Here is an 11,108-nt window from a genome sequence, read left to right on the forward strand (position 1 = left end):
GGTCATGGTCGCGGGCTACTCGCGGTGGATTACCGCGCGGATGCTGCCCTCCAGGTCGGCGGCCGACCTGATCGCCGGACGCTGGCGGCTGCTGACCGAGCTGGGCGCCGTCCCACGGGTGCTGGTCTGGGACAACGAGGGAGCCGTCGGTTCCTGGCGGTCCGGCGGACCTCAACTGACCGATGAATTCGCCGCGTTCGCCGGACTGCTGGGCATCAAGTTCCTGCTCTGCAAGCCACGGGATCCAGAAGCCAAGGGCCTGGTCGAACGGGCCAACGGCTATCTCGAGACGTCGTTCCTGCCCGGACGGGTGTTCACCTCGCCGGCGGACTTCAACATCCAGCTCGCCGACTGGCTGACCAGGGCCAACCGGCGCAACCACCGCACCTTGCAGGCCCGCCCGGCGGACCGCCTGGAAGCGGACCGCTCCCGCATGCTCGCCCTGCCGCCGATCGCCCCGCCCGGCTGGCGGAAGGCATCCCTGCGGCTGCCCCGGGACCACTACGTCCGCCTGGACACCTGCGACTACTCGGTGCATCCGCTGGCCGTCGGCCGTCGCATCGAGGTCGCCGCCGACCTGGACCAGGTCCTGGTGACCTGCGACGGCGTCGAGGTCGCCCGCCATGCCCGCAGCTGGGCTCGCCACCAGACCATCACCGACCCGGACCACGCGGCCGCTGCCGCGGCCGCCCGCAAGGCGGCCACCGGCACGAAACCGTCTCCGGTGGACGTGACGGAAGTCGAGGAACGGTCGCTGGACACCTACGACCGGATCTTCGGCGTCATCGACGGCGGGCTGAGCACGGGTGAAGGGGCAGCGTGATGAGCACGAAGAACGGCACGAACCAGGCGAGGACCAGCCGCGACGTCGGCTCCGAACTGATCTATCTGACCAAGGTGTTGAAGGCCCCGGCCCTGCGGGATGCGGCGGCCCGGCTCGCCGAGCGGGCTCGCGATGAGGGCTGGAGCCACGAGGAGTATCTCGCCGCCTGCCTGCAGCGGGAGGTCGCCGCCCGCGACTCCCACGGCGCCGAGGGCCGCATCCGGGCGGCTCGATTCCCCTCCCGCAAGTCGCTGGAGGACTTCGACTTCGACCACCAGCGGTCCGTGAAACGCGAGGTCATCGCGCATCTGGGGACGCTGGACTTCGTCGTCGGGAAGGAGAACGTGATCTTCCTTGGGCCCGGCGTTATCGATGGTTCGGTTCGAGATTCGGCATGTTGCCGCTGGGTGGGACCTTCATGAGATCGATGTGACGTGGCTGCGATGTCAGTGCAGCCTCGTATGTTGGCCGGATGATTCAGAAGGACGTCGATGAGCGAGCCGTCGAAGCGGCAGTGAACGATGCTGAACAGGCGGTAGCCGAGTTCGACGAGGCCTGCCGGTGGCTGGCTGCTGCCCGGCAGGGACCCATGGAGCCTCTTGGGGCCGAGGTCTGGGTGTTCGACAAGGATCTTGCCCGGGTGGTGTTGGTGAAGCACCGTTGGCGGGGTTGGGTTCCTCCGGGCGGGAAGGTGGAGGCCGGGGAGACACCGCGTGAGGGTGCGACCCGAGAGCTTGTCGAGGAGACGGGCCTTCGGGCGGAACTGCTGCCCGAGCCGGCAGCAGTTGCGGTTCGCTCTTATCACCCGGACCGGCCGGTCACGCTCGGGCTGTCGTATGCCGCCGTCGTTGATGCAGCGGCCTCGTTTGTCCCGGAGGCTGGGCAGCCGGTGGCTTGGAAGAGGTTGGACGAGGGCTGGGCGAGCTGTTTTCCCGACGATCTATCCCGAATCCGTCAGCATGCCGCATGGTTGGCCGATCGGGTGGGCCGTCACTGAGGGACTGCTGCGACACCTCCGCGGCGGGCGAGTTCGCGGCGGAGGTCGAGATTCTCGCCGTGGGCTTGTTCGAGCGCGTCCCGCAGAGCCTGTACTTCTTCTCGGTGCCGCTTCTTCAGACGGGTGATCTGGCTGGTCAGCGCGAGGACGAGGGTGCCCTGCTCGTCGGCCGCAGGCGCCGGTGCGGGAACGGGCCGGGCCTGGGCCCGTAGCCGTTCGATGCGCCCTCGCAGGTCGGGGTGGTTATAGAGGAAGGCGTGAGAGACGGCGGCCTCGCGCTGGACGGCCTGGAAGGTGATCGGCTCACCGCGTTTGACCAGGGTGCGGATCGCCTTCTCCGCCGCCTCCGTCTTAGCCTGCGACTTCGCCTGCGCAGCGGCGGCGAGGGTCTGGGTGCGCTTGGTGCGGGCGTCGGTCATGGCAGGGTCCTTCGGTGGCGGTCGAGGTCGAGGGCGAGAGGGACGGGGCCGGTGGGGGCAGCGCCGCAGCCGGCGCCCTGGACCGCCCGGCCGGGCTTGGAGCAGATGGTGTCCAGCAGCTTCGTGAGGGCCGCATGTTCGGCCCGCCGTTGCAGGAGCCAGACGTTGTCCTCGGGCATGGGACGGCCGTGCCGTTCCTGGAACGCGGTGGTGCTGCGGTTGATCAGGGCTTCGGTCTCGGCCAACTGCCGCTCCAGCGCGGGCTGGTGGGAGGCGTCGGTGACGAAGACCGAGCAGGTCAAGCAGGCGTTTCCCTTGTCGCAGGTCTGCAGCAGCGGCAGCAGGCACCAGCCATGGGGCAGGAACCGGTCGGCCCGGTTGAACAGATGGAGGCTGTCGTGGTCGTCGCGCGAGAAGACGACCTGGGTGCCGTCCGCGCGGAGTTTCGCGGTGGCCAGGAACGCCTGCTCGGCGTGTTCCTGGCGGGCGGCGACGTAATACATCGTCATCGACGGGGTGGCGTGTCCGGCATAGCGCATCAACACGTGGACGGGCAGGCCGAGTTCGGCGAGCCGGGTCAGCTTTGTGTGGCGGAAGCGGTGGGTGTGGCTGAGCCCGATGGGCTTGCCCTTGCTGTCGATGATCTTCACGGTCTTGCTGAACTCGCGGAGCATCCAGCTGTAGGTGCCTGAGGGGTAGGGCTTGTCGCCCTGGCGGTTGCCGGTCCGCTGCAGGAACAGGTGACGCGGGGGGATGTCGGGGAAGTGCTCGCGGACCCAACTCCGTTGCTCCTCGATGACCGCGACGACCTCGGCGTCGACGAGGATGTTGTCCGGCGCGATATCGATCTTGCTTTGTGCGTAGTGGAAGCGGGCGATCTGTTCGCCCTCGGCGGCGTCGACGGCCCGGTCTGGGACTGGGGAGAGGCAGTCGAAGCGGCTGGTGCGGATCTCGCTGGCCCGTCGTCCGGTGAGGATCTGCAGCAGGATCATGCGCATGGCCTGCGGGTCGTCGAAGCCGCGGGCGGTGACCTGCTGTCCGTCGCCGCGGGTGAGGGCCATCTGCTCGTGGCGGGCGAGCCCGAGCAGGGGCAGAGCGGCGGGGATCTGCGCGAGTGCGTGGTCGTCGACGTAGTGCTCGTCGTTGAGTTCGCGCTGGTGCGGGAGACCTGCCGGAACCAGCCGGCCGCGTGCGCGTCGGTGACCCGCGACCACGGGTTCGCCCCGAGGACCTGACGGGCCTCGATGGGGTTGGCGGCGACGAACGCGAAGAGCTCGGCGACGGCCCGCAGATCGTCGTTGACCAGGCGGGGATGGACGGGCTGCCCAGCGAACCGCTGCTCGGACCGTCGCCGGAGCCGGTTGGCGGGGTCGGCGTCCCAGCGGCGGAAGGCGGCGGCCAACTGGACCGCGTGCGCCGGGTCGCCCAGGACGTCGAGTGGGTCGGTGAAGGTCTCCAGCCACCGGTCGAAGCGGGCGAAGCACCGCATCCGCTCCTGGCTCACCGTCGACCAGCGCAGGGTCCCGGCCTCCAACTGGGTGCCCAGGCACCACTTCACGGCCTCCCGCAGCCACGGCTGAGTGATCCTTGAGGGGGAACAGCCATAGTGGGCCTGGGGCTCGTGCTCGGCCAGCGGAATCCGCGGATCGCAGCGCGGATGCCATTCGTCCAGCGACCACCAGGGCCCGTCGGTGCAGCGGGCGAGGAGGGCCAGGCGGGAGAAGCGGAAGATCACCCGCAGTCGGGCGACACTGCCGCGAGGAATGAGCCGTCCCCAACGGGTGGCATAGAACCACCGCTGCAAGGCGGCCGCCGTCTCCCAGTCCATGGCCCGGATCGACGCGGGGAAAGGGTGGTTGTCGCGGATCGCGCGGCGCAGGATGTTCGCGAACTGGTTGGTGCCCAGCACCGAGGAGCGGGTCCCGTCCAGGGCCTGCCAGTGCGCCATCCAGGCCAGTTCAGCGGCGATCAGGTCGGGCAGACCGGTCAAGTCGATGCTCCGGTCGCCGTTCTCGGTGATCTTCTCCCAGTCCTCGATGCCGTCCCTGATCGCCGGCCCTCGCCAGGGTTCTGGCAGTTCTCGCCAGAGTCGCCAGAACGGGTCCTCGCCTCCGGCTGTGCGCAGATGGTGCTGTTCACCGGCCATCGTCGACCTGCCAGGCGGAGATGTACGACTTCCAGTTCGCCGCGGCCCGCAGGGCCTCGTCCTCGCGGACCCAGCCATAAAGGTCGAGCGTCGTCTGCACGTGTGCGTGACCGAGCCGCCGGGAGACCACCCACTCCGGCGTCCCGGCCAGCAGCAGCGCGGTCGCGTGGCTGTGGCGGAACCAGTGCGGCGTCCAGGAGGCGGGTCCGATGCCCTTCGTGCGCAGGGCGGACACCTTGTCCCGCACCGTGCCCTCGCGCAGGGCGGCCAGCAGCGGCGGCCTCTCCAGGTTCACCAGCAACGGCGAGCCGGTATCGATCTCGATGCCCAACTCGGCGGCTCGGCAGGCCAGTTGGGTGAGGTAGTCGGCGAACAGTCGCTCCAGATCGCAGCCGACATAGACCCGCCGGGGGCGCATCATCTTCACCCTCGCCCCGTTCGTGTTGTCCTCGCGCGGCACGATCTCGACATAGGGAGTGGAGCCGCGGCCCATCACGAAGTCGCAGATCCGCAGGCCGAGGGCCTCGCCGAGGCGCATCCCGGTCTCCGCGAGCAGTGCGAACAGCAGCCGGTCGCGCAGGTTCCCCCTCCAGTCACCGACGGTGGCGTCCGGCATCGCGCAGCGGTCCAGGATCGCCTGGATCTCGGAGGGCAAAAGCAGCGGAGGGCGACCGCGATGCCGCTGGCGCCGGACCCTGACCAGCGAGGACGGAGCGGCAGCAGTGCGGGCGTCCAGGTGCGCGAGCAGGCCCCGGGCCGGGGCCCGGCGCGGAGTCCCGCGCATGAGCCGACCCGCGACCGGCACCGAGAAGACCGCCTCCTGCCAGCGATAGAAAGAGATCAACGCGGCCAGCCTCGCCTCCAACGTCCCGGCCTCAGGGGCCTGTTCGGGCTCGACCAGGGCGCGCTCGACGGTGCGGCCATTGCGCAGCCAGGACAAGAACCCCGCGACCGCCGGGACCCCGAGATCGCTCCATCTCGCGGTCTCGTCGCGCTGTTCGAGGAACGTCCACCACTGGGCCAGCGAGGTCGCATAGCCGCGGACAGTGTTTGGCGACCACAGCTGCCGATGGGCCTCCAGCCAGTCCTCGACCGGAGCCACCGTCCGGTACTTCTCGTCGATCACGGTCCACGTCCGCCGCCCGTTCGCGGGCCGGACCGCCAAGCTGTGTGCCACTGATGCCGTTCCGTCTCGTTGAAGAACTCCCGTTGATAGCAATGCATCAACGACACAGAACGCTCACGGTGACGCTCGTTGCAGACAGAGAAGAGAGGGACTCAGGACCCGTTGATAACGCCCGGCACCGGCAAGACCCATCTCGCCACCGGGCTCGGCATCCGGGCTTGTCAGGCCGGCCACCGGGTCGCCTTCGCCACCGCCGCCCAGTGGGTCACCCGCCTCGCCGAAGCCCACCAAGCAGGGCGTTTGAGCGACGAGTTGACCCGGCTGGGACGGATCCCGCTGATCGTGGTCGACCTATGCCGAGACGGCAACTATGCCGAAGCTGTTTAGGTCGTTCCGCTCCTTCGTGGGGTTTCGACGGTTCATGGCTCTGCATAGTTTCCGTGGCGGGCAGCCTCGTGAGCGAGGGGGCGGGGTGCTCCCGCGAGGGGGTGGCGATGCCGTTCGGAAGTACGCGTCGGAAGGCGGGTGCTCTGGCACCGCAGGTTGAGGGCTACCGAGCATGGCTGGCGGAGCGCGGGTACACGACCCAGACTGCCAGGAACATGCTCAAAGATCTGGGGCAGGTCGGCCTCTGGCTATCGAGGCAGGGCCTCGATGTTGCCGATCTGGACGAGAGCCGGCTGCACCAGCACCTTGCCGACCTGCGGAACTCAGGTCGTCGCCGGGTGGCCGGACCGCGCGGCATGGTTCCGCTACTGACGTTTCTGCGTGAGGCCGGCGTGGTGCCCGCGCCGCAAGTGCCACCCTCACCGGCGGACGTTCTGCTGGAGCGGTACCTGCGCTGGATAGAATCCGAGCGTGGCCTGTCGGCGTCGACGATGGTGCGCTACGGGAACACCGCCCGGCGCTTCCTGGCCGAACAAGCGGTGACTGATGGCCAGTTCACACCGGAGAGCCTGACCGGCGCGGACCTGAACGCGTTCCTGCTGCGGGAGTGCGCCAGGGTCTCGGCGGGCTCGGCGAAGGGGCGGGTGGCCGAACTGCGGTCGCTGATGCGGTTCCTCCACCTGCACGGCGTTACCCCGATGAGGCTCGGCGGCGCGGTGCCGCCGGTGGGCGGCTGGCGCTTCGCGTCCGTGCCGCCGACGATGGCGGCCGGCGACGTCCAGCGGCTGCTGGACCACACCCCGCGCCACGGGACGGTCGGCGTCCGCGACTACGCGATCTTGATGCTGGTGGCCAGGCTCGGGCTGCGCTCGATCGAGGTGGCCCGGCTGCTGCTGGACGACATCGACTGGCGATGCGGCGAGATCGTCGTCCGCGGCAAGGGGCGCCGTGAGGACCGGCTCCCGCTGCCGGCCGACGTCGGCGAGGCCCTGGTCGCCTACCTGACCGGCCCAAGACCTCGCCTGGATGCCCGCCGGTCTTCCTGACCTGCAAGGCTCCGCACGGCCCGATCCGGGCGGACCTGGTCGGCGACGTCGTGGAACGAGCCTGCCGGCGGGCCGGCACACTCAAGGTCGGGCCGCACCGACTGCGTCATGCCCTGGCCGCCGACATGCTCCGACACGGCGCCGGGCTCACCGCGATCGGGCAGGTGCTCCGGCATCAGGACCTGGCCACGACCGCGCTCTACGCGAAGGTCGACTTCATCGCGCTCCGCGCGGTCGCACAGCCCTGGCCCGGGACGGACGCGGCATGACCGATCTCCGCCAAGCAGTCGACGACTACCTGCGGCTTCGCCGTTCGCTGGGACACCAGATGGCCGAAGCGGCGTATCTGCTGCCGGACTTCGTGAGCTTCATGGACAACCGCGGCGAACAGACCGTCACCATCGCCGCCGCACTGGACTGGGTCAAGACCCGCGAGCCCGATGTGATCACGACAGTCAGTCCCCGACGGATCACCGCCGTCCGCGGGTTCGCCCGCTACCTGAGCGGGATCGACCCGGCGACCCAGGTGCCGCCACTGGGACTGGTGCCCTACAACCGGCGCCGGGGCCAGATCTTCCTCTACTCCGACGCCGACATCACAGCGATCATGACAGCGGCCAAAGAGACGATCCCCCAGCCGCTGCGGGCAGCCACCTATCACACGCTGATCGGGCTGCTGGCCGCGTCCGGCCTGCGCATCGGCGAGGCCATCAAGCTGGACCGCGACGACATCGACTGGACCGAGGGAGTCCTGCACATCCGCGAGTCCAAGTTCGGCAAGTCCCGCCTGGTCCCGCTGCAGGACAGCAGCACGAACGCACTGCGCGAGTACGACAGGCTGCGCGAAGACCTGATGCCCAGGGTCAAAGACCCCGCGTTTTTCATCTCCCTCACCGCGAAGCGGCTGATCTACGCCTGCGTGCATCCGGTGTTCCGGGCCCTGGTCGACACCGCCGACGTCGGCCTCGACGCCCCGCACAGACCGCGGCTGCACGAGCTGCGGCACACCTTCGCCGTTCGGACCCTGCTGCACTGGTATCGCACCGAGGACAACATCCAGGCGAAGATCCCTTCGCTGTCGACCTATATGGGGCACCGCGAACCGTCCTGCACCTACTGGTACTTGTCGGCGGCCCCGGAACTGCTCGCCCTGGCCGCCGCCCGCCGCGACGGCCTCCAGAAGGCGGCCCGCCGATGACCCTGATCGCACCCACCCTGCAGGCGTTCTTCACCGAGCGGCTTGCCCGCCAGGGCCAGGCCAGCCCCCGCACCATCGCCGCCTACCGCGACGCGCTCCGCCTCCTGCTCGGCTTCGTCCAGCAGCGGACCGGCATCACCCCGGCCAAGCTGGACTGGAACGACCTGAATGCGGACGTGATCTCCGCGTTCCTCAACCACCTGGAGGACGAGCGCGGCAACAGCACCCGAACCCGCAACGTCCGCCTGACCGCGATCCGCTCCCTGTTCTCCTACGCCGCTCTCCAGCACCCCGAACACGCCCTGCTCATCCAGCGGGTTCTCGACATCCCGCCCAAGCGGTTCGACAAGAGGACCGTCACGTTCCTGACCGGCCAGGAGGTCGACGCCCTGCTGGCGGCACCGGATTCGAAACGCTGGGAAGGACGACGGGACAAGGCCATGCTGGCCCTGGCCGTCCAGACCGGCCTGCGCGTCACCGAACTCACCAGCCTCAACTGCGACGACATCACTCTGGGCGACGGCGCCGCCGTCCGCTGCGAGGGCAAGGGACGCAAACAGCGCACCGTCCCGCTCAACCGCCCCGTCCAGAACCTACTGAACTCCTGGCTGAACGAACGCGCCGGACGCCGCAGCGACCCCTTGTTCTGCACCCGCACCGGACGGCGCCTCAGCCGCGACGCCGTCGCCCAGCGCCTGAGCACCCACACCCAGACCGCGGCGCGAGCCTGCCCATCCCTGCTGGACAAGAGCATCCACCCGCACGTCCTGCGGCACAGTTGCGCAATGTCGCTGCTGCAGGCCGGCGTCGACACCACGGTCATCGCACTCTGGCTCGGCCACGCCGGCGTCCGCTCCACCGACGCCTACGTCCACGCCGACATGACGATCAAGGAGAAGGCGCTCGCGCTGACCGCGCCGGTCACCGCCCGGCCGGGCCGCTACCGGCCCACCGACAAGGTCCTCGACTTCCTCGACCGTCTATGAGGCGGGGGCAGCGCGCACCCTCGCGGCTGGAGAGACCTCGGACGAAGACCCAGCTCAGTCGGCGCCATCGGCTCCGATAGCCTGCGGCGGTGGCTGATGCTTTGTTGAAGTTCCTGATCGATGCCGATCACGGGCAGTTCTATGTCCAAGATCTGGGGCCCTATGACGTGTGGATGGCTGAGCACGCGGCGGACCCGGACCTGCCGCCAGCCGGCTGGACCCAGGAAGCGGTCTACATCCATCGCATCGGGGTGGAGCCGCACTCGATCTCCGTCGGTACCGCCCGGGACGACATGGTCGAGTCGCTGATCATCGTCCATGAGTTCGAACCGATGACCGAGCCGACGGCCGAGCACATCGTGGAGACAGACTTGGACGTCCCGACCGGTCAGCTCACCATGTCTAGCCCGGGAGTCCAACCGGAGGACGGGCCCAGCATGGCCGTTCCCGCTGGCTTGTTGCGGGCCAGGGTCTCCTACATCCCGACTGAAGCGCCCGACGTCGACACCAATGACGGCCCTGGCGACCACTTCCTCTGTCGGATCGACCTCTGGCCCGCCGGCCAGACACGCGAGCTTGTCATCCTCAAGCAGGGACCGAACCCCTGGGCCGGATAGATCCCAGCCTGCGACTACGCCGAGCAGAACAGCCGCCACGCAGCCCGTGATCACGCTTGCTGATGGCCCCTCGGCATAGTTACGGTCTCGGCATAGGTCGATCTATGCGGATATCGGCATAGATCGACGAGGTCGGTTACATCCCCTTCGAACCCGAGGCGGCGAACCTGTTCTTCCAGTTCATCTCGGGCCGCTACGAACGCGCCTCGGTGATCGTGACCAGCAACAAGCCCTTCGGACGCTGGGGCGAGGTCTTCGGCGACGACACCGTCGCCGCCGCGATGATCGACCGCCTCGTCCATCACGCAGAAGTGATCTCGCTGAAGGGCGACAGCTACCGCATCCGCGGCCGCGACCTCGGACGGGTTCCCGCGGCCAACACCGGGGAATGACCAACATCAACTGACGCAATGGGGGTCATTTTTCACCCGTCGGAACTGGGTCACGATTCACGCGTCGCTGACACTTCACTGCAGATGCCGGCGACATCCATGCCTTGGCACGGGTCGCGATGATGCGTGCGATGGCAGGAGACACACGACAAGCAGAGCAACTGGCTCGGCTCGCCGCTGACGCGGGCAATCCCAGCGCCCTCGCCCAACTCGCAGAAGGTAAAGCTGCAGCCGCCCGAAACGATTCGCGTCCCATGCTGCACGGCCCTGACTCGGACGCGAGCGCAGTACCGGTAGCTCGGTAAGGACGTTCCTGGCGTTGCTCGACGGCCTCTGGTCACCGACTTCCATCAGCACCACAGGTGCGTCGTCCGGGCGATATGCCGAAGCATGGCGGAAGTTGGCGCCAGGCGCAGCCGCTGACCATGACGTAGATGATGGCCGCGAACAGGTTCTCTCATCAGGGGTGTCCGGCGTTCCGCAGCCCTGCGGTTGCACTGTCGACGGCGGGATCAGCGGCTTCGGGATCTCCCACAGCCCGTCCGGAACAATCCAACTCCACGGGCCGGGTGATGGCGGGGGTGAGCCAGGCGCGGATGGCGCGCACCCGGCCGGAGGCCATTGCGGGAGCGGAGCCGTTGCAAGGGACAGTTGCTGAGCCCCGACGGAACCTCAGCGTGTGCATCGATGCGAGTCATCGCGGCCGCTGCGCGGCCTTGACCTCCTCGGCCGAGACCTCCGCGGGGTGCATGACCCACTTCGCCTCGATACCTGCGGCCCGCGCCACCAGCCGCTCCTCCGGCGGAAGCGCCAGCCGGGCCCTTCCAGAAGAGGCGCAGCGAAGTACGAACGGCGTCCCTGTGGTGCCCCGGTCGTGTCTCCTGGGAGACGCCACCCGACATCCCTGCACAGGTGAGTCCTCCGAAGGTTCTGTGTGCGACGCCAGTGCTGCACTGTCGGGGCGCGTGCGA

General features: G+C 68.7%; 14 protein-coding genes and 1 pseudogene. 10 read left to right on the top strand and 5 right to left on the bottom strand.

Annotation, left to right across the window (positions count from 1 at the left end):
- Nucleotides 1-4 precede the first annotated feature (4 nt).
- The 3 genes from AQJ91_RS27570 to AQJ91_RS27580 are packed head-to-tail and all read left to right on the top strand — an operon-like array spanning nucleotide 5 to nucleotide 1,820.
- On the top strand, nucleotides 5-823 hold the full coding sequence (locus AQJ91_RS27570; RefSeq protein ID WP_234383021.1) for a Mu transposase domain-containing protein: 819 nt from the start codon (nucleotides 5-7) through the stop codon (nucleotides 821-823).
- Nucleotides 823-1,245 (top strand): ATP-binding protein, encoded by a 423-nt coding sequence (locus AQJ91_RS27575; protein ID WP_067026837.1) that lies wholly within the window; start codon nucleotides 823-825, stop codon nucleotides 1,243-1,245. The genes AQJ91_RS27570 and AQJ91_RS27575 overlap by 1 nt, the downstream gene beginning before the upstream one ends.
- A gap of 50 nt (nucleotides 1,246-1,295) precedes the next feature.
- Complete coding sequence (locus tag AQJ91_RS27580) at nucleotides 1,296-1,820, top strand: NUDIX domain-containing protein (protein WP_067026839.1); 525 nt, start codon at nucleotides 1,296-1,298, stop codon at nucleotides 1,818-1,820.
- On the opposite strand, the gene AQJ91_RS27585 is transcribed toward AQJ91_RS27580, so the two are convergent.
- From AQJ91_RS27585 to AQJ91_RS27595, 4 genes are read right to left on the bottom strand one after another with little or no spacing between them, the layout of a single operon-like run.
- On the bottom strand, nucleotides 1,814-2,239 hold the full coding sequence (locus AQJ91_RS27585; protein WP_067026841.1) for a DUF6262 family protein: 426 nt from the start codon (nucleotides 2,237-2,239) through the stop codon (nucleotides 1,814-1,816). The genes AQJ91_RS27580 and AQJ91_RS27585 overlap by 7 nt on opposite strands.
- Complete coding sequence (locus tag AQJ91_RS54595; RefSeq protein ID WP_199848037.1) at nucleotides 2,236-3,300, bottom strand: tyrosine-type recombinase/integrase; 1,065 nt, start codon at nucleotides 3,298-3,300, stop codon at nucleotides 2,236-2,238. Before AQJ91_RS54595 ends, AQJ91_RS27585 begins: the two co-directional genes overlap by 4 nt.
- Nucleotides 3,228-4,385: a hypothetical protein gene (locus AQJ91_RS54600; protein WP_199848038.1), complete on the bottom strand. Its 1,158-nt coding sequence runs from the start codon at nucleotides 4,383-4,385 to the stop codon at nucleotides 3,228-3,230. Before AQJ91_RS54600 ends, AQJ91_RS54595 begins: the two co-directional genes overlap by 73 nt.
- Complete coding sequence (locus AQJ91_RS27595) at nucleotides 4,375-5,562, bottom strand: tyrosine-type recombinase/integrase (RefSeq protein WP_067026843.1); 1,188 nt, start codon at nucleotides 5,560-5,562, stop codon at nucleotides 4,375-4,377. The genes AQJ91_RS54600 and AQJ91_RS27595 overlap by 11 nt, the downstream gene beginning before the upstream one ends.
- Before the next feature lie 111 nt (nucleotides 5,563-5,673).
- On the opposite strand from AQJ91_RS27595, the gene AQJ91_RS27600 reads away from it, so the two are divergent.
- The 7 genes from AQJ91_RS27600 to AQJ91_RS27625 all read left to right on the top strand — a co-directional run bounded on the left by AQJ91_RS27600 (nucleotide 5,674) and on the right by AQJ91_RS27625 (nucleotide 10,137).
- Entirely contained in the window at nucleotides 5,674-5,898 is a 225-nt protein-coding gene (locus AQJ91_RS27600; protein WP_067026845.1) for an ATP-binding protein, read from the top strand.
- Nucleotides 5,899-6,113: 215 nt separating this feature from the next.
- A complete protein-coding gene (locus tag AQJ91_RS57445; RefSeq protein ID WP_199848039.1) occupies nucleotides 6,114-6,944 on the top strand; it encodes a tyrosine-type recombinase/integrase in 831 nt (276 codons plus the stop codon).
- Nucleotides 6,945-6,994: 50 nt separating this feature from the next.
- A complete protein-coding gene (locus AQJ91_RS57450; protein WP_267891240.1) occupies nucleotides 6,995-7,213 on the top strand; it encodes a tyrosine-type recombinase/integrase in 219 nt (72 codons plus the stop codon).
- The gene (locus AQJ91_RS27610; RefSeq protein WP_067026847.1) at nucleotides 7,210-8,142 is read left to right on the top strand and encodes a tyrosine-type recombinase/integrase; all 933 of its coding nucleotides are present in this window, start codon (nucleotides 7,210-7,212) and stop codon (nucleotides 8,140-8,142) included. The genes AQJ91_RS57450 and AQJ91_RS27610 overlap by 4 nt, the downstream gene beginning before the upstream one ends.
- Nucleotides 8,139-9,128, top strand: coding sequence for a tyrosine-type recombinase/integrase (locus AQJ91_RS27615; RefSeq protein WP_067026849.1), 990 nt, complete (start codon nucleotides 8,139-8,141; stop codon nucleotides 9,126-9,128). The genes AQJ91_RS27610 and AQJ91_RS27615 overlap by 4 nt, the downstream gene beginning before the upstream one ends.
- A gap of 89 nt (nucleotides 9,129-9,217) precedes the next feature.
- Nucleotides 9,218-9,745 carry a hypothetical protein gene (locus AQJ91_RS27620; protein WP_199848040.1) on the top strand — a complete coding sequence of 176 codons (528 nt, stop codon included), beginning with the start codon at nucleotides 9,218-9,220 and terminating at the stop codon, nucleotides 9,743-9,745.
- Between the two features lie 122 nt (nucleotides 9,746-9,867).
- Nucleotides 9,868-10,137: an ATP-binding protein gene (locus tag AQJ91_RS27625; RefSeq protein WP_407696930.1), complete on the top strand. Its 270-nt coding sequence runs from the start codon at nucleotides 9,868-9,870 to the stop codon at nucleotides 10,135-10,137.
- Nucleotides 10,138-10,513: 376 nt separating this feature from the next.
- On the opposite strand, the pseudogene AQJ91_RS54605 reads toward AQJ91_RS27625, so the two are convergent.
- Nucleotides 10,514-10,689 (bottom strand): annotated as a pseudogene (locus AQJ91_RS54605) (transposase); the annotation flags it as partial.
- Nucleotides 10,690-11,108: the final 419 nt, after the last annotated feature.

Origin of the sequence: Streptomyces dysideae (genome assembly GCF_001514305.1) — a bacterium.
Lineage (GTDB): Bacteria > Actinomycetota > Actinomycetes > Streptomycetales > Streptomycetaceae > Streptomyces > Streptomyces dysideae.